This window comes from Serratia sp. BNK-4 (genome assembly GCF_048685115.1).
Taxonomy (GTDB): Bacteria; Pseudomonadota; Gammaproteobacteria; order Enterobacterales; family Enterobacteriaceae; genus Serratia; species Serratia bockelmannii.
In genome coordinates, this window is record NZ_JBLQTM010000001.1 from 1,902,328 (window position 1) to 1,920,296 (window position 17,969).

Below are 17,969 nucleotides of genomic sequence, written 5' to 3' on the forward strand. Positions count from 1 at the left end.
AAAACCCTACGCCTTACGCAACAATCGTTTACAATTTGCCAAATCCCGGTCGCGCGCCGTTTTTGTAAAGTTTCGTATTTTTAGTAGGTTAATGACGCGCGACTCTTGAAACTGTGACGGATGCCCATACGATCTAGGGTATCTTAGACAGCGTTTTGTTAACATTTATGAGGAAGTAAACAATTTATGATGCGTATAGCTCTGTTCCTGCTCACCAACCTGGCGGTGATGTTGGTTTTCGGGCTGGTGCTCAGCCTGACAGGAATCCAATCCAGTAGCGTTCAGGGCCTGATGATCATGGCCGGTCTGTTCGGCTTCGGCGGCGCTTTCGTGTCGTTGCTGATGTCCAAGTGGATGGCGCTGCGCTCCGTCGGCGGGGAAGTGATTGAACAACCGCGTAACGAAACAGAAAACTGGCTGCTGGAAACGGTACGCCGTCAGTCGCAGCAGGCGGGCATCGCCATGCCGCAGGTCGCTATCTACCACGCGCCGGACATCAACGCCTTCGCTACCGGCGCACGCCGCGACGCTTCGCTGGTCGCCGTCAGCACCGGCCTGCTGCAGAGCATGAGCCGCGACGAAGCGGAAGCGGTCATCGCGCACGAAATCAGCCACGTCGCCAACGGCGATATGGTGACCATGACCCTGATTCAGGGCATCGTGAACACCTTTGTCATCTTCATTTCACGCCTGATCGCGCAGGTCGCCGCCGGTTTCCTCGGCAACCGCGACGGTGATGGCGAAGGGGAAGGCAACGGCAACCCGATGATTTACTTCGCCGTGTCGATGGTGCTGGAACTGGTGTTCGGCATCCTGGCGAGCATCATCACCATGTGGTTCTCGCGTCACCGCGAGTTCTATGCCGACGCAGGCTCTGCCAAACTGGTAGGCCGCGAGAAGATGATCGCCGCCTTGCAGCGCCTGAAAACCAGCTACGAACCGCAGGAAGCGGGCAGCATGATGGCGTTCTGCATCAACGGCAAATCCAAGTCGTTCAGCGAGCTGTTCATGTCGCACCCGCCGCTCGACAAGCGTATCGAAGCGCTGCGTTCCGGCCAGTACCTGAAGTAATCGGCTGAATGAAAGGAAAAACCTCGGCTTGCCGGGGTTTTTTTATGGCATGCCTGAACCGCTTTTTCAGCGGCGGCGGATTCAGCAATGAAATTCGGCGATGAATGGGGTAAAGCGCTTTACCAGAATTTACGGGCGTTAACGCGGTGCAGCAGCGTCCGAAGTCCCTGAAGCCCACCTGCAAACAGCGTCTTTCGGCCTCTCGGTCTGGGCCGGCACGGTGCCAGTCCACCCGGTGAGAGGGCAAGCCGCATCGGGCTCGGTCACGACCGCCTGTTTGGCTTTGGATGCGCATGTTATATGCTTTGGCGCAATGACATTTGTCCCTGAGGCCCTATGAAAATCAACCACCTTCCCTTACTCAACGATGATGAGGTGTCGGCGCGCCTGGCCGCATTGGCTGGCGGTGTCGCCGATGCGGTTGCGGAATTGTTGAACCGGCATGATGACGATGATGAACCGCCGGCTATTCGCTGGCATTCAGGCGATCTGCGCCTGCCGGCGTTTTTCCCCGACGAGCACGACGGCCACGATTACGATTACCTGATCGTGGACGGCGATGTGATCGTGGAGGGATGCCTGGCGGTGTCACCGCAGCGAGAGGACGGCGGCATTGTCGTGCTGGGGCGGCTGCAGGCGGATACGCTGATTTGCTGGGGCGGACTGGTCGTGCGTGACGATGTCCGCATACGCCATGCCTATTGCAGCTCAGGAAACGACAGCGCGTTCGTGGTGGGGGGAGACCTGACCGTGCTCACCCTGGTAGAAACGGGGGAGTTTATCCATGTCCATGGCGACCTCGACGCGCGATGTCTCGCGTCGTTGCAGAACTTCGTTCAGGTTGACGGAGAGACGCGCTGTGACTGTCGAATCGACAGCGCGCAGTCCGAAGATCTGATAAAGCGCATGTTCACCCCCGGCCTACTGAAAGCCTTCGAGGGGATGGATCACGACGGCCAACGCATTGTTGGCTGGTATCCGGATGACGACGCCTATTTAGCCTGTTTACGACAAGGCCGAAGCCCCTTGAGGCACGGAGACTGACGCCTGGCCTGCAATGCTCACGGCATTGCATCCGACGCGGCCCGGCTCAGGCCGGCCGTCAGTGCTGGCCCCGTCGGTTTTACAATCGATGGGAGCCCGGCTCGTTTATGCCCGCTATTTCACCTCGCGGCTTGGCTGCGCCGTTTGCGCCGTCGATTGGGTGATGCGCAGGCTGCTGACCGCCGCCGCCAGGGTGGCGAACACGCCGGCCAGGATCAGCGAAGCGTGGGTGCCGGAGGTGGGGAACAGGTTGAACATCAGCGCCACCAGCGCGGCCCCCGAGGTTTGCCCCAGCAGGCGCGCGGTGCCCAGCATGCCGCTGGCGCCGCCGCTGCGGTTGCGCGGCGCGGCGGAGATGATGGTGTGGTTGTTGGGCGACTGGAACAGGCCGAAGCCGGCGCCGCACAGCACCATGCGCCAGATAATGTCCCCATCCGACGGTGCCGCGGGCAGCAGCGCCAGCGAGAACAGCCCGAGCGCGAACACCGCCAGCCCAATACAGCCCAGCAGGCCGGCGTGCACGCGCTCCACCAGCCGGCCGGCGATCGGCGCCATCACCACGATCGCCAGTGGCCACGGCGTCAGCAGCAACCCGGTTGCCACTTCGTCACGACCCAATGCGCTTTGCAGGAAGAACGGCAGCGACACCATCGCCAGCATTTGCGCAGCAAACGAGCAGATTGAGGTGCCCATCGACAGGGCGAAGATCGGGATGCGCAGCAGGTCGACCGGCAGCAGCGGGAATTCCTGGCGCAGCTGACGGCGCACGAACACCGCGCCAATCGCCAGCAGCGCCGCGATCTCGCTGAAGATCAGCGTCAGGCTTTGGCCCTGGGCGAAACCGCTGATGGCGGTGATCAGCAGGCCGAAGGTCAACGCGTTCAGCACGGCGCTGGTGGGATCGAAACGGCGGTTATCGCTTTTTTGGCCGTTGGCCGGCAGGAATTTCATCCCCAGCAGCAGCGCGACGATGCCGATCGGCAGGTTGATGGCGAACAGCCATTGCCAGGATGCGACCGACAGGATCGCCGCCGCCACCGTTGGCCCGGCCGCCGAGGAGCAGGCGACGATCAACGAGTTGATGCCCATGCCGCGGCCGAGAAAACGCTGCGGATAGATGATGCGGATCAGCGCGGTGTTGACGCTCATGATAGCGGCGGCGCCAAAGCCTTGCAGCACGCGGGCGATGGTCAGCGTGAGCAGCGAGTCGGACAGGGCGCAGAACAGTGAGGTGATGCTGAACACCAGCAACCCGGCCTGGTAGATACGGCGGTAGCCGACCAGATCGCCGAGCGACGCCAGCGACAGCAGAGAGACGGTGATCGCCAACTGATAGGCGTTGACCACCCAAATGGAACTGGCCGGGCTGGCGTTGAGATCGCGAGCGATGGTGGGCAGCGCCACGTTGGCTATCGCGCCGTCGAGCACGGATACGGTAATGCCGAGGGCGATGGCGAGGATCGCCCCATAGCGTTGCGGGACGGGGAGGCCGTCGGAACAAGGACGCATGTTGGTCTCAGCGGTATTTATTCAGGGGAGTATTATCATGCTAATCATATTCGCCCGTGATTGCATGCCCCTTGTCCGCTTAATTGTAAACGGCGGTGAGCGGGCCAACGGTTATCCATTTGGCTTCAATTGCTTAGCGCTCAGCTGCGTTGCGCGCTGCGATCTGTTCCGATTATACTGAAACCCTTGTTTAAATTTCCTGAAACAAAACCGTTAAGTAGGGTATGCACCATGGCTAACGCAGATTCAGACAAGCAACCGGATGCCGTCTCATCCGTGATGAAAGTGTTCGGCATTTTGCAGGCGCTCGGCGATGAGCGCGAGATTGGCATTACCGAACTGTCCCAGCGGGTGATGATGTCTAAAAGCACTGTCTACCGTTTTCTGCAGACCATGAAAGCGCTGGGCTACGTTTCACAGGAGGGCGAGACGGAAAAGTATGCGCTGACGCTCAAGCTGTTCGAGCTAGGCGCCAAATCGTTGCAGAACGTCGATCTGATCCGCAGCGCCGACGTGCAGATGCGCGAATTGTCGAATCTTACCCGCGAGACCATCCACCTCGGCGCTCTGGACGAAGATGGCATCGTCTACATCCACAAGATCGACGCGATGTATAACCTGCGTATGTATTCGCGCATCGGTCGCCGCAACCCGCTGCACAGCACCGCCATCGGTAAAGTGCTGCTGGCCTGGCGCGAGCGGGATGAGGTGGCGCAGATCCTGTCGCAGATTGAGTTTACCCGCAGCACCGAACATACGTTGGCCAGCGCCGCCGAACTGTTGCCGGTGCTGGATCGGGTTCGAGCGCAGGGATACGGCGAAGATGCCGAAGAGCAAGAAGCGGGGATCCGCTGCATCGCGGTACCGGTCTTTGACAGGTTCGGGGTAGCGATCGCCGGGCTGAGCATCTCTTTCCCGACGCTGCGCTTTTCCGAAGCGGCGCGGGAGGAGTATGTGGCGTTGCTGCACGTCGCCGCCCGACGCATTTCCGAACAGCAGGGCTATCACGACTACCCGTTCTGACCCTTCGCTTCGAAGAACAAGGCGCCGCCATGGCAGCGCCTTGTTGCTATTTTGCGCCCGGCGTCAGCCGCTGAGCAATCCGCTCCAGTACTAACATCAGCAACAGCGTGGCCGCCACCAGGATCATGGTCAGCGTCGCGCCGTTGGCGATGCTGCCGCGATCGGTCAGGCTAAAAATGGTGACCGGCAGCGTTGCCCAACTCGGCGGGTAGATCATCATGGTCGCGCCCAGCTCCCCCATCGACAGCGACAGGCTGAGCGCGAAGGCGGAGATCATATAGGGGGCGATCATCGGTAGGGTGACGTGGCGCAGGCGAAACAGCGGCGACGCGCCCAGGCTGGCGGCGACGTTCTCGTAGTCGCCAGGTAGCCGGGTTAGCCCGGCCATCACGTTGCCGAAGGTAAAGGCGGAAATCAGCACGAAGTGAGCGGCGGGCACGATCAGGAAGGTGCCGTTCATCTGCAGCGGCCCCTGGCTGAACGCCACCAGCATCCCCAAACCGATAGAGACCGAAGGCACCGCGCTGGGAATGAAAAACAGCGTGCCCAGCAGCTGTCGGCCGCGTTCAGGCACGTGGCGCAGCGCCAGCGCCGCCCAGGTACCGCACAGCAGCGCGAACAGGCTGGCGCTGAAACCGATAGCCAGGCTGGCGACCAGCGCGTCCCAGGAGGCGCCGCTGAACGCTTGGCGGAAGTGGTTGAGGGTGAAACCGCTCGGCAGCACGCCGTTCCACTGCTCACTGAGGCTGGACATCAGGATCACCGCCAGCGGCAGGCAGAAGAACAGGGCGAACAGCGTGATCGTCAACGTGCAGGTCAGGGTGCGTCCGGTGCGGGACCAAATCAACATTGTCAGTTCCTCAGCCCGGCGCGCGCCGCGGCGTAGCGGTAAAGGGAGAACAGCCCAAGCGACAGCGCGATATTCACGACGGCGATCGTGCAGGCGACGGCGTAATCCGACTCCAGAATCGCTTTGGAGTAGACCATCATCGGCAGCGTGGTGACGCCCTTGGCGCCGATAAACAGCACGATGCCGAACTCATTGGTGGTCAACAACAGGCACAGGCTGCCGCCGGCCAGCAAGGCCGGCAGCGCGGCCGGCAAAATCACCTGGCGCACCACGCGCCCCGGCCGGGCGCCGAGGATGCTGGCGGCCTCGAGCTGGCTGCGATCGATCTGCGACAATGCCGCCATCAGCGGGCGCATCACCAGCGGCGTAAATACGGTGATTTCCGCCAGGATCACCCCCCAGATGGAGTAAAGAAAGTCTACCGGCGGCAGGGTGAAACCGAAGGTCGCCATCAGCGTGCCGTTCAGCAGGCCGGCGGAGCCGTAGATAAAGGTGAAGGCCAGCGTGATCAGGAAGGTCGGCATGGCGATAAAGGTATCGATCACCCGGGCGATCGGTCGGCTGCCGGGGAACGGCGTGAACACCAGCAGCAGCGACAGCAGGGTGCCGAGCACCAGGCAGCCCAGCGTCGCCAGCAGCGCAATCTGCAGCGTGTTGAGCAGGGCGCCGACAAAGCGGCGGGATTCGAACACCTGTTGCAGCGCGGCGGCGCTGAACAGCCCCTGATCGTCGGTAAATGCCTGTTTGACGATCAGCGCCAACGGGTAGAAAAACAGCGTCGCCAGCACCAGCAGCGGCAGCAGGATCCACAGGCGGCGCGGGAAACGCAGCCGCAGGGCCGGGCGAATAAGCGTAGAGTCGATCATGTCAGTCCTCGATCAGTACCGCATCGTCGGGGGCGAAATAGAGCGGCACGCGTTCGCCGATCTGCGGCATCCGGCTGCGATGGGTGGTGACCACGCGCAGAGGATGGCCTTGAACGTCGAACTGCAGGTGCGTCAGTTCCCCCTGCCAGTGAATATCGCGCAGCGTGCCGATGAGGTTGTTGCTGCGCTGGGCGTCGGCATCGAGCGCAATATGCTGCGGCCGGATGCACAGCAGCTTGTCGAAGCCGCGTTGTGCGCCGTAGGTGAAACAGCCGATCACTTTGCCGGCGCAGCTGACGGTGGTCATGCCTTGCCCGGTAGTGGTCTCCAGCGCGGTGGCCGGCAGCAGGTTGGCGCGGCCGAGGAACTCGGCGGCGAAGCGGTTCGTGGGATGATGGTAAAGCGCGCGGGTCTCGCCGTGGGCGATCAGGTGGCCGTCGCGCATGATGCCGATCTTGTCCGCCAGCGTCAGCGCTTCGCCCTGATCGTGGGTGACGTACAGGATGGTCAGGTCAGGCAGCTCGCGGTGCAGGCGGGCGATCTCTTCCACCATGCTGTGGCGAATTTGCGCGTCCAGCGCCGACAGCGGCTCATCCAGTAACAGCACTTTGGGGCGCACCGCGATGGCGCGAGCGATAGCCACCCGCTGCTGCTGGCCGCCGGAAAGCTGGCTGGGATAGCGCTTGGCGTAGGCGGACATGCCGACGATGGCCAACGCCTCTTCGACGCGCTCGGCGGTGAGGCCGCGCGGCTTGCCCTGGGCGCGCAGGCCGAACGCCACATTGTCTTCGACGCGCATATGCGGAAACAGCGCGTAGTTCTGTACCACCATGCCCAGGCCGCGCTCATAAGGCGGCACGTCGGTGACATCGACGTCACCGATGGCAATACGCCCGGCGGACGGCTGCACGAATCCGGCGATCGCCCGCAGCACGGTGGTTTTGCCCGAACCGGAGGGGCCGATCAGCGCCAGCACTTCGCCGGGGGCGATGGTGAGCGTCAAGGGTTTCAGCACCTCGGTGCCGCGATACGACACGCTGACGCGATCGAGCTGAATGCCCGACGGCCCGGCGATGTCTTGGCTACTATCCCGCGCCTCGGCGCGGGAAGAGAGGGTAGAAGGCATCGTCAGCGTCATTCGGTCACCTGGTGCCAGCGGGAGATATCGGCGGACAGGCTGCTCACCACCTGATTCCAGTCCGGCGCCCAGATGTCCACGCCTTTCAGCGCCGCCTGCGACTGCTTGAAGTTATCGTCGGTCGGGGTGACGTCCTTACGCACCGGCATGCCGTAGGAAATGGCGCTGACGCTGCTCTGCGCTTCTTTGCTCAGCAGGAAGTCGATCAGCTTTTTGCCATTGGCGCTTTGCGGCGCGCCTTGCACCAGGCCGACATAGTAAGGCAGCACCAGCGTGCTGCGCTTGCCGTCCGGCCCGGCCGGCCAGAACACCTTCACGTTCGGGTTGCTGCGCATCTGCGCCAGGTTCATCTGCAGATCGCCGTTGGCCACCAGCAGCTCGCCTTTATTGACCAGCGCGGTCAGCTTGCCGGTGGAAGCGGAAGGGCCGACGTTGTTGCTCTGCAGCTTGCCGAGGTAGTCGAAACCGGCGTCTTTGCTGCCGAAGCTGTGAAACGCCTGCAGCATCACCGCGGTGCCGTCACCCGCCTGGCCCGGCGTGGAGTACTGCAGCTTGTTGCGGAACTGCGCGTCCAGCAGCTGTTGATAGCTGGCGGGCGCCTGCGGCAACAGTTTGGCGTTATAGATGAAGCTCAGGTAGTTGTTCACCAGCGGCACGAACTGCGGCTGGGCGCCGGCGATCTGCGCCGCATCCTGCGGGGTGAAATCCTGCAGCAGTTTTTCCGCGGCGGCGCGCTGGATGAACGGCGGCAGCGTCACCAGCACGTCGGCCTGCGGGTTGCTGCGCTCTTTCGACAGCCGCTCGACGATGGCGCCGGAACCGCCTTCGACGTACTGCACCTTGACCCCGGTTGCCTGAGTGAAGGCGTCGAACTGGGTTTGATACCAGCTGTGATCGCCGTCGTGCAGGCCATCGGCGGAGTAGACGGTCACCACCGCGTCGGCGGCCCAGGCCGGCGCGGCGCCGAGTGCGATGGCAGTCATCACGACCAGACGAGAAAGTTTCATAGCTTCAGCCTCACTGTTGCGGGTTAATGCGAAACTGGTATACACCAGATATGCGGCCAAGCTAATCGGCGAATATGACAAACAAATGAAAGCGGCAAAATATATTTGCCGGCAACGGGGATTGGGCGTGGGAGAGAAACGGGGGCGGCAGGCACAGCCCCGTCATGCTGGGGGTTAAAGCGTATCGACCTCGATGCGCAGGCTGTCGTGGCGCCAGTATTCGATATCGAAATCGAGAATGCGGCCGTGCTGATCGTAATTCAAGCGGCGCAGCAATAAGGCGGGCAGACCGACCATGGCGCCGAGCGCGTTGGCGGCGCGGTAAGGCAGGGCGGTCGGGTAGAACGACAGGTGCATGTTGCTGTAAATCAAATCGTAATGCTGCTGATAAACCTCGGTCAAGCTGCCGTTGAGATCGTGGCGGAGCAGTTCCGGTACCCGCTGCGGCAGACAGTGGTTCTCGCAATAGCAGATGGCGCGGCCGTCGGCATAGCGCACGCGGCGCAGCAGATACACCTGATCGAACGGCTCAAGCGCCAGCGGCTGCATCACGTCGAGCGGCACCGTGGTTTTTTCGCCGGACAGCAGCGCGGTGCGCGGCGCGCGGCCCTGCTCCTGGCAGAGGCGGTGGAAGTTGGTGTTCTGCGTCGGATCCAACCACAGCCGTTCCGGCGTGACGAACCAGCCGCGGCGATCGGCGCGGTAGATGGCGCCGGTGGCCTCCAGCTGCGCCAGGCTCTCGCGAATGGTAACGCGGGTGGTGGAGAAGATGGCGCACAGCTCGCGCTCCGAAGGCAGCTTGTCGCCCGCCTGCAGCGCGCCGCGGGTGATGCGCGCCTGAAGCTGACCCTTGATCTGCAGGTAATGGGGCATATCGCCCTGATGTTCTTTCATTTCATCTCGCTATGGCATCGGCCCGACATTCCGGCACGCGCTTATTATACATAGCCAGATGAATTTTTTGTTTCACCGCGCTTTGTCGTTTGACCGGGGAAGGAATTTGCCGCCACAATGCCTGCAATCTGGTATAGACCAAATAGGTGAATGACATGTCCGATCGTAACTACCTGCTGTTGACCCCCGGCCCGTTGACCACGTCGAAAACGGTAAAAGAGGCGATGCTGTTCGACAGCTGCACCTGGGATGAAGATTACAACCTGGGCGTGGTGCAGCGCATCCGCCAACGGTTGGTGGCGCTGGCGACACCGTCCGCCGGGTACACCTCTGTGCTGCTGCAAGGCAGCGGCAGTTTTGCGGTGGAAGGCGTGCTGGGCACGGTCATCGGCCCGCAGGACAAGCTGCTGATCGTCAACAACGGCGCCTACGGGGCGCGGATGATCGAAATGGCGCGGCTGATGGATATTGACCACCACGCTTTCGACTGCGGCGAGGTCAATGAGCCGGACGTGGCGGCAATGGAGGCGGTGCTGAAAAGCGATGCGCGCATCAGCCATATCGCCATGGTGCACTGCGAAACCACCACCGGCATGCTCAACCCGCTGCAGAAAGTCGCCGGCCTGGCGGCGCGCAACGGCAAGACCTTCATCGTCGATGCCATGAGCAGCTTCGGCGGCATCCCATTGGATGTGGATGCGCTGGGCATCGATTTTCTGATCAGCTCCGCCAATAAATGCATTCAGGGCGTGCCGGGCTTCGCTTTCGTCATCGCCCGCCGCAGCGAGCTGGAGAAATGTGCCGGCCGTTCACGCTCGCTGTCGCTGGATCTGTATGCCCAGTGGCGCTGTATGGAAGACCAGGCCGGTAAATGGCGCTTTACGTCGCCGACCCACACCGTGCTGGCCTTCGCGCAGGCGCTGAAAGAGCTGGAACAAGAGGGCGGTATCGCCGCGCGCCACCACCGTTATCAGACCAATCAGCGTCGGCTGGTGGCGGGTATGCGCGAGCTGGGCTTTGAGACCCTGCTGGACGATGCGCTACATTCGCCGATCATCACCGCGTTCTATTCGCCTGAGGCCGACACTTATCGCTTCGCCGAGTTTTATCAGCGCCTGAAGCAGCAAGGGTTTGTGATCTATCCCGGCAAAGTGTCGCAGAGCGACTGCTTCCGCATCGGCAACATCGGGGAAATTTATCCGCAGGATATCGAACGCTTGCTGGCGGCCGTCGGGCAGGCGATGTACTGGAATCAATAAGGATTGACCATGAAACAGATCAACGCAGTGATCCTCGACTGGGCCGGCACCACGGTGGACTTCGGCTCTTTTGCGCCAACGCAGATTTTCGTCGAGGCGTTCAAGCAAACCTTCGATATCGACATCAGCCTGGCGGAGGCGCGCATTCCGATGGGGCTCGGCAAATGGCAGCACATCGAGGCGCTGGGCAAACTGCCGGCGGTCGACGCACGCTGGCGGCAGAAGCTGGGCCGCTCGATGAGCCATCAAGACATCGACGCGCTGTATCAGGCGTTTATGCCGCTGCAAATCGCCAAAGTGATCGATTTCGCCGATCCCATTGAGGGCGTGCCGCAGGCGATCGCCGCTCTGCGTGAACAGGGCATCAAAATCGGTTCCTGCTCCGGCTATCCGCGTGCGGTGATGGAGGTGCTGGTGCCTGCCGCCGCGCAGCGCGGCTATGCGCCGGATTATTGGGTCGCCACTGACGATCTTGCGGCCGGCGGCCGACCGGGGCCGTGGATGGCATTGCAGAACGTCATCGCGCTGGGCATCGATGCGGTGGCGCACTGCGTGAAGGTGGATGACGCGGTGCCGGGCATTGCCGAAGGGCTGAACGCCGGGATGTGGAGCATCGGGCTGGCGCTGTCCGGCAACGAGTTCGGCGCTACCTGGTCGGAGTACCATCAAATGGCGGCAGGAGAAATAGAGCAGCGCCGCACGGCGGCCGCCGATAAGCTGTACGCGGCGGGCGCGCATTATGTGATAGACACACTGGCGCAATTGCCGGGCGTGATCGCCGATATCAACCGGCGGCTGGCGAACGGCGAGCGGCCGTAACGACCGAACGCGGGGCATAAAAAAACCGGGGATAATCCCCGGTTTTTTCGTTCTGAGACGGCGTTAGCGGTGAGCCAATTCGACTTCGTCTTCGCTGTCCATCACGGCTTTGTCGGTTTGCTTCATCAGCTGGCTGGTGATGGTGCCTGCTGCCATGGAGCCGTTGACGTTCAGCGCGGTACGGCCCATGTCGATCAGGGGTTCGACCGAGATCAGCAGCGCGACCAGCGTCACCGGCAGGCCCATCGCCGGCAGTACGATCAGCGCGGCGAAGGTGGCGCCGCCGCCCACGCCCGCCACACCGGCGGAGCTGATGGTGACGATGCCAACCAGGGTGGCGATCCACACCGGGTCCAGCGGGTTGATGCCGACGGTCGGCGCAACCATCACCGCCAGCATCGCCGGGTAGAGGCCCGCACAGCCGTTCTGGCCGATGGTGGCACCGAACGACGCCGAGAAGCTGGCGATGGATTCCGGCACGCCCAGACGACGGGTCTGCGCTTCCACGTTCAATGGAATGCTGGCGGCGCTGGAGCGGCTGGTGAAGGCGAAGGTGATCACCGGCCACACTTTGCGGAAGAACTTCATCGGGTTAACGCCGGTGAAGGCCAGCAGGACCGCGTGTACCACGAACATGATGGCCAGGCCGATGTACGAGGCCACCACGAAGCTGCCAAGCTTGACGATGTCGTGAACGTTGGAACCAGCGACCACTTTGGTCATCAGCGCCAGCACGCCGTAAGGCGTCAGCTTCATGACCAGACGCACCAGCTTCATTACCCAGGCCTGCAGGGTGTCGATAGCCACCAGCACGCGTTCGCCTTTCGGCTTGTCGTCTTTCAGCAGCTGCAGCGACGCCACGCCGAGGAAGGTGGCGAAAATCACCACGCTAATGATAGACGTCGGGCTGGCGCCGGTCAGATCGGCGAACGGGTTTTTCGGGATGAACGACAGCACCATCTGCGGCACGGTCAGATCGGCCAGTTTACCCACGTAGTTGGTCTGGATCGCCGTCAGACGCGCGCTTTCCTGCGCGCCCTGCACCAGGCCTTCGGCGGTCAGGCCGAACAGGTTGGTGACCAGCACGCCCACCAGCGCCGAGATCAGCGTGGTGAACAGCAGCGTGCCGATAGTCAGGACGCTGATTTTGCCCAGAGAAGAGGCGTTATGCAGCTTGGCCACCGCGCTCAGGATCGAGGCGAACACCAGCGGCATGACGATCATTTGCAGCAGTTGCACATAGCCGTTGCCGACGATGTTGAACCAGCTGATGGATTCTTTCAGCACCGGGTTGTCGGAGCCGTACACCAGCTGCAGGCCCAGGCCGAACACCACGCCGACCACCAGGCCGACCAGCACTTTTTTCGCCAGGCTCCATTGCTTGTGGCGGGTTTGCGCCAACAGCAACAGGAGCGCGACAAACACCAGCACGTTAATCACGAGCGGAAGATTCATCCCCAATGTCTCCAATAATCTTTCTTATAAAAACGACAACGCATCACGTATGTCGCGATGTAAATATCGTAACAGTTTGCCGAGTGGCCTACTTATATCCAAATGGAATTTGATATAGCTTTTTGTGTGTTTTTGTTTGTTTTATATACATGAAGGTGATGGGTTGAGCGGGTTTTTGTGATCAGAGTCTGATATTTCTGATTTGCTCGACATAGGATTGCACCGGCAGGGTGAAATCACCTTGCCAACAGATGGCAAACGCCACCAGGCACAGGCACAGCACGCGCTCCAGCTGGTTGCCTTTTTGCGAGTTGAGCAGCGGCAGGCGAAAACGCCAGCGACACGGCCACAGCAGCGGAACGCCGGCGGGAGTGAGCATATCGGCCAGCAGATGGCTGAAGTAACCGATGATCATGGCGTGCAGCGCGTCGGCCGGGATCGGCCAGCTGCGCGGCACGTCCAGCTGGAACAGCGCCATGCCGCCGGCGATCGCCAGCAGGCTGTGGGTGAAGCCGCGGTGGCCGAAGGCGCGGGCGATGGGCAGGGCAATCCAGCGCAGACGCTGGCCCAGTACCGACTTGGGATGATCGATGTCCGGCAGCAGCGAGGTCAGCAGCGCGGCGGGTATGATGTGCCACCAGTCGCCGGTAGCCAGCTCTGGCGTGACTTCCGCCTTCTTGGCGAAGATCGCGCAAGCGACAGAGAAAATGAGATGTCCTTCCGCAGTCATGCTGTTGCGATTCCGGCTGGTAAACTGTTAATTTATCCAGTATATGGGAAAATTCCCAGTAGTGGAAGCAGTTACCCTGTAACCAATTGTTTATTTTTCCCGGTTTTACAACGGCTTGTTACGGCAATACGTAACAAATCATCGCTTTTGACGGGCGTGAACAAAAAGCGGGCAATGGGCTGTGCGGAACGGAGAGAAATAAGGGCGGTTTTCAGTACGCAGCGGCGGGAGGAAGCGGCGGCCGCGAAGAGCGCTGCGTGGCAGTGACAACGTTTCGCGGACCGTCGCTTTCCCTGCCACCCAGCATAATAACAACAGCATGCCGATTCAATAATAATGAAACGCTGTTTCGTTTGTTTTGCGGCACGGATCCCTTTTATGACGCAGAACGGAAAAGTCAGGGCGCCGGTGGCCGGCGCCGCAGGTCAGGCAAAGTGGGCGGGGGTGAGCTGTTCCAGGGTGTCCAGCTTGTGGTCCGCCAGCGCCCAACGCGGATCGTGGCGGTATTCGGCGGCCGGGATCACGATGGAACGCATGCGCGCGGCCTTGGTGGCAATCATGCCGTTAAAGGAGTCTTCCAGCGTGATGCAGCGCAGCGGATCGCTGCCCAGACGTTCGGCGGCAATCAGGTAGACCTCGGGGTGCGGTTTGCTGTACGGCAGGTATTCGGCGGAAACCAATTGATCGAAGTAACCTTCAAGATCGAACATCTTCAGCACCTGCTGCTGCATGTGCAGCGGTGAGGCGGAGGCGAGACCGATGTTCAGCCCCTGACTGCGGCACAGCTCCAGCGCCTGCCGAACGCCCGGCAGCAGCGGGCGCGTCTCGTGCACCAGCTCGATGGCGCGCTCGATAATCCGCGCCGACACCTCATCGAGCGAAACCCCTTGCCACGGCATCGCCTGGTACCACATCTTCACCACCAGATCGATGCGCAACCCCAGCGTGTCCGGCAGCTTGTGACGGTCGGACAGATCCAAACCCAGCGCGCCGAAGATATCCAGCTCGGCCTGCAGCCACAGCGGTTCCGAGTCGATCAACAAGCCGTCCATATCAAAAATTGCGGTTTCAATGCGTTGCGAATAAGCCATTAACGGTTAACTCCTGCCGGCGCGGGTGAATGTGCCCGACACTTTATCATCGCCGGTGACGAGACTAAAACCTTTGCCTGCGCGTTTGGCTTTTGCCAAAACGCAGGATATTCCACGCCTCGCGCAATTTTAGCCACCAGCGCTGATGTTGACGCTCGGTGACCTGTTGCAACATGCGTGCGTAGTCCAGCACCAAACCCGGCGTCCAGGTCATGCTTTCGCCGCGGCTGCGCAGTACCGCCAGCATCCACAGATTGGGATCCAACACCAGCAACAGAAAGCGGCGCCACAGGTGTTTATCGCCCAGTACGCCTTCCAACGCGCTGTCGAGCGCGCCGATGACCGTGGTGGAACAGTTGCGTCGGGTCAGATTGTAGGTGGCGTCTTGCCGATAACGCAGCCAGAATGCGCGCAGCGCCGCCGGGTTATAGCGGTAGAATTGAATTTTCTTGTCCGGTGGGCACCAGGCGGCGATCTCACCCGGCAGGTCGGGCAGGAAACGCCCGTCGACGTTGTTCTGCTCGCCGGCATGCAACAACTGGCGGAAATCCTGAACGGAATGGCTGATGTCGTTGAGCGGGTAGTGACTGATATACACATCCGGCGCGAGCGCCAGGGCGGCATGACCGGTGGAGATATTGCCGCCGCCGTCGACCGCCGCGATGTATCGGTCGACGATGTAACGTCGGCGTGGATCTTTAGCCGCACCAATCGGTGTCCAGACGTACACCGTGAGTGGCGCAGTCTCATCCTCCGGGTGCGGTGGCTGCCGCGCGGGGTGCTGATTCAGAGAGAAGCTTGTCAGTCTCCGGGCGATACGCAATAAGGCCCAGCCGGAAAGCACCATCATCACGCCGAGGCAAAAGGGCACCGTCATCCGATGCGGTGCCGGCCAGCCGACAAAAATCATCAACGAAAGCAGGATCTCGCCGCCGCCCGCCAGCGCCACGCCTTTCCATCGACTGTGTTGAATCACCGTGGAGGAGGCGATGCGCACGGCGCCGTCAAGCAGCAGCGCGCTGCCAAACACCACGGTGGCGACGATGTTATCGTCTGCGGGCACGTCCAGCATTAAAAAGGCCATAAACACGAAACCCAATCCCTTCAGCAACACCGGCCTGCTGGCCGAAGAGCCGATCACCAGCGCAGCGGATATCGCCACCAGCCCCTCCAGCGCCAGGATGACCGCCAGCGCATCCAGCGCCAGCACCGACCGGCCATCCTGCAGTATGTCGAACAACATCAGCGCCCCTGCGGCTATCCACAGCCAACCGAACAGCACCAGCAGGCGGCGCTGGCCGTGCAGCGCCTGGGCGCCCAGCAATAAGATAATCAGTCGAATCATGGCGGCCTCTGTCCGAATGGATAACGTTACCCCTTCAATGATAGTGTGCCGGCGCCGTTAAGTTTTTGATTTCGACGAATTCGGCTAAGCTTGTAGCACAGAGGGAGTGAAGAAAACGGTGGGCGAGTTTCGCCAACAGCAGGTAGACTTAGCCGATTCGGTTACGTCGCTAACAAGGGGAACACATGACGTATCAACAGGCCGGGCGTCTCGCCATTTTGAAACGCATTCTCGGATGGGTGGTTTTTATCCCGGCGTTGCTGTCGACGCTGATTTCCGTGCTGGGCTTTATCTATCAGCACAGTGAAAAAACCAAGGGCATCAACGCAGTGATGCTGGATTTTGTCCACGTGATGGTGGACATGGTGCGTTTCAACACGCCGTTCCTGAACCTTTTCTGGTACAACTCACCGGTGCCTGACGTGGATAAAAGCCTGTTCAGCGGCGCCAATCTGATGTTCATCATCATCTATATTATGATCTTCGTCGGGCTGGCGCTGCAGGCCTCCGGCGCGCGCATGTCGCGTCAGGTCAAGTTCATCCGCGAAGGGTTGGAAGACCAGATGATCCTGGAGCAGGCCAAGGGCAGCGAAGGGCACACGCGCCAACAGCTTGAGGAGCGCATTACGCTGCCGCACCACACCATCTTCCTGCAATACTTCCCGCTGTACATCCTGCCTATCGTGATTGCGGTGATCGCCTGGTTCGTGATCCGCCTGTTGGGGCAGTTGGCCGGCGCGGCCTGAACCATGATCGGGGCGCCGCACGGCGCCCCGGTACGTTACGACGCCTCGGGCTGCAGCAGCGCCTCCACCGCGCGTTGGGCAGCCACCAAATGCTGGCCGCCGAACAGGTTGCTGCGGTTGAGCAGGTAGTACAGCTGATACAGCGGCTGGCGTTCGATAAATCCGGCCCCCAGCGGCCACACGCTCTGATAGCCGTCGTAGATCTGCGGCGGCAGCTCCGGATGCAGCGGCAGCATCGCCAAGTCGCACTCTCGGTCGCCCCAGTAGCTGGCCGGATCGAACAGGATCGGCCCGTTGGCGGTCATCGCGCAGTTGCCCGGCCACAGGTTGCCATGCAGCAGCGAAGGCTGCGGCTGGTGGTGCTGCAAGCGCAGATACACCCGATCGACAATGTCGTCGATGTCGCCGAAGGTCATGCCTTTTTCCGCCGCCAGCTGCAGCTGCCAGCCGATGCGCTGTTCGGCGAAAAACTCCGACCAGCGGCGCTGCCAGGCGTTGGGTTGCGGGGTAGTGGTCAGATCGCTGTCGAAGTCGAGACCGAACTGCGGTTGCTCGCTCCACTGATGCAGGTGCGCCAACTGCTGGCCCAGACAGTAGGCGCCGTGGGCGTCGAGGGGTTTCAACTGCTGATACTCCAGCAGCAGGAAGCTGTAGTCGCGATCGCTGCCGACGCCATACACTTCCGGTACCCGCACGCTTTTGCTGCGCGCCAGCAACGCCAGCTGATCGGCCTCGGCGGTGAATATCGGCAGTTGTTCACGGGCGTCGCATTTCACGAACACCTCGTTGTCACCGTAACTCACGCGCCACGCCGGGTGAATGTCGCCCCCGGGCAGTTCAATCCTTTCGCGTATCTCTGCGCTGCCAAGATGTTCACTTAACAGACGGCTAACGGCTTGCCACATGGTATTTCCCCCTCTGTGCTGCCTGATAATTCATTAGGTTAGCGTCTTTCCCGTGGTGAAAACACGACGCGGCGCACAGCCGGCGTCAAAGGCGGCGATTTTTTCAGCGCCTCGCCAGCTCAAAGTATATACCCTATTGATTAATTTAAGCGCAATACCGATTGCAACTTGATGACAACGAATAAGCCAGCGGAGGAATAGGATGCGGCGGGGCACA

17 protein-coding genes are annotated in these 17,969 nt (G+C 61.2%); 6 read left to right on the plus strand and 11 right to left on the minus strand.

Annotation, left to right across the window (positions count from 1 at the left end; all coding sequences use genetic code 11):
- Window positions 1-186: 186 nt before the first annotated feature.
- Both htpX and ACMGGW_RS09300 read left to right on the plus strand, forming a co-directional pair.
- Window positions 187-1,071 (plus strand): protease HtpX, encoded by an 885-nt coding sequence (htpX, locus tag ACMGGW_RS09295; RefSeq protein WP_016927998.1) that lies wholly within the window; start codon window positions 187-189, stop codon window positions 1,069-1,071.
- A 336-nt stretch (window positions 1,072-1,407) separates the two neighbouring features.
- On the plus strand, window positions 1,408-2,115 hold the full coding sequence (locus ACMGGW_RS09300) for a hypothetical protein (RefSeq protein WP_197831935.1): 708 nt from the start codon (window positions 1,408-1,410) through the stop codon (window positions 2,113-2,115).
- Window positions 2,116-2,229: 114 nt separating this feature from the next.
- Here ACMGGW_RS09300 and ACMGGW_RS09305 read toward each other — a convergent pair whose 3' ends face one another.
- Window positions 2,230-3,624, minus strand: a complete 1,395-nt coding sequence (locus ACMGGW_RS09305; protein ID WP_197831936.1) for an MFS transporter — start codon at window positions 3,622-3,624, stop codon at window positions 2,230-2,232.
- Between the two features lie 231 nt (window positions 3,625-3,855).
- Here ACMGGW_RS09305 and kdgR point away from each other — a divergent pair, with 231 nt between their 5' ends.
- Window positions 3,856-4,647, plus strand: coding sequence for a DNA-binding transcriptional regulator KdgR (gene kdgR / locus ACMGGW_RS09310; protein ID WP_025302591.1), 792 nt, complete (start codon window positions 3,856-3,858; stop codon window positions 4,645-4,647).
- Between the two features lie 46 nt (window positions 4,648-4,693).
- Here kdgR and ACMGGW_RS09315 read toward each other — a convergent pair whose 3' ends face one another.
- The 5 genes from ACMGGW_RS09315 to phnR all read right to left on the minus strand — a co-directional run bounded on the left by ACMGGW_RS09315 (window position 4,694) and on the right by phnR (window position 9,402).
- Complete coding sequence (locus tag ACMGGW_RS09315) at window positions 4,694-5,497, minus strand: ABC transporter permease (protein ID WP_025302592.1); 804 nt, start codon at window positions 5,495-5,497, stop codon at window positions 4,694-4,696.
- A gap of 2 nt (window positions 5,498-5,499) precedes the next feature.
- Complete coding sequence (phnU, locus tag ACMGGW_RS09320; protein WP_049295462.1) at window positions 5,500-6,363, minus strand: 2-aminoethylphosphonate ABC transporter permease subunit; 864 nt, start codon at window positions 6,361-6,363, stop codon at window positions 5,500-5,502.
- Window position 6,364: 1 nt separating this feature from the next.
- Complete coding sequence (phnT, locus tag ACMGGW_RS09325; protein WP_240275440.1) at window positions 6,365-7,489, minus strand: 2-aminoethylphosphonate ABC transport system ATP-binding subunit PhnT; 1,125 nt, start codon at window positions 7,487-7,489, stop codon at window positions 6,365-6,367.
- Window positions 7,490-7,497: 8 nt separating this feature from the next.
- Complete coding sequence (locus ACMGGW_RS09330) at window positions 7,498-8,508, minus strand: 2-aminoethylphosphonate ABC transporter substrate-binding protein (protein ID WP_197790305.1); 1,011 nt, start codon at window positions 8,506-8,508, stop codon at window positions 7,498-7,500.
- A 174-nt stretch (window positions 8,509-8,682) separates the two neighbouring features.
- Window positions 8,683-9,402 (minus strand): phosphonate utilization transcriptional regulator PhnR, encoded by a 720-nt coding sequence (gene phnR / locus ACMGGW_RS09335; RefSeq protein ID WP_420279384.1) that lies wholly within the window; start codon window positions 9,400-9,402, stop codon window positions 8,683-8,685.
- Window positions 9,403-9,557: 155 nt separating this feature from the next.
- Here phnR and phnW point away from each other — a divergent pair, with 155 nt between their 5' ends.
- On the plus strand, window positions 9,558-10,661 hold the full coding sequence (gene phnW, locus ACMGGW_RS09340) for a 2-aminoethylphosphonate--pyruvate transaminase (RefSeq protein ID WP_197781813.1): 1,104 nt from the start codon (window positions 9,558-9,560) through the stop codon (window positions 10,659-10,661).
- Window positions 10,662-10,670: 9 nt separating this feature from the next.
- Window positions 10,671-11,480, plus strand: a complete 810-nt coding sequence (gene phnX / locus ACMGGW_RS09345; RefSeq protein ID WP_197831938.1) for a phosphonoacetaldehyde hydrolase — start codon at window positions 10,671-10,673, stop codon at window positions 11,478-11,480.
- A 63-nt stretch (window positions 11,481-11,543) separates the two neighbouring features.
- Here the strand turns inward: phnX and ACMGGW_RS09350 are convergent, their stop codons facing one another.
- From ACMGGW_RS09350 to ACMGGW_RS09365, 4 genes are all read right to left on the minus strand, one after another.
- Complete coding sequence (locus ACMGGW_RS09350) at window positions 11,544-12,935, minus strand: cation:dicarboxylate symporter family transporter (protein ID WP_197831939.1); 1,392 nt, start codon at window positions 12,933-12,935, stop codon at window positions 11,544-11,546.
- Window positions 12,936-13,116: 181 nt separating this feature from the next.
- A complete protein-coding gene (locus tag ACMGGW_RS09355; RefSeq protein ID WP_004931456.1) occupies window positions 13,117-13,665 on the minus strand; it encodes a metal-dependent hydrolase in 549 nt (182 codons plus the stop codon).
- Window positions 13,666-14,090: 425 nt separating this feature from the next.
- On the minus strand, window positions 14,091-14,756 hold the full coding sequence (hxpB, locus tag ACMGGW_RS09360; protein ID WP_141969181.1) for a hexitol phosphatase HxpB: 666 nt from the start codon (window positions 14,754-14,756) through the stop codon (window positions 14,091-14,093).
- Between the two features lie 64 nt (window positions 14,757-14,820).
- Window positions 14,821-16,101 (minus strand): HdeD family acid-resistance protein, encoded by a 1,281-nt coding sequence (locus tag ACMGGW_RS09365; RefSeq protein WP_025302600.1) that lies wholly within the window; start codon window positions 16,099-16,101, stop codon window positions 14,821-14,823.
- A gap of 185 nt (window positions 16,102-16,286) precedes the next feature.
- Between ACMGGW_RS09365 and ACMGGW_RS09370 the strand changes: the two genes are divergently transcribed.
- Window positions 16,287-16,847 carry a YniB family protein gene (locus ACMGGW_RS09370; protein ID WP_167324266.1) on the plus strand — a complete coding sequence of 187 codons (561 nt, stop codon included), beginning with the start codon at window positions 16,287-16,289 and terminating at the stop codon, window positions 16,845-16,847.
- A gap of 35 nt (window positions 16,848-16,882) precedes the next feature.
- Here the strand turns inward: ACMGGW_RS09370 and ACMGGW_RS09375 are convergent, their stop codons facing one another.
- Window positions 16,883-17,752, minus strand: a complete 870-nt coding sequence (locus tag ACMGGW_RS09375; protein ID WP_049295465.1) for a fructosamine kinase family protein — start codon at window positions 17,750-17,752, stop codon at window positions 16,883-16,885.
- Between the last annotated feature and the right edge of the window lie 217 nt (window positions 17,753-17,969).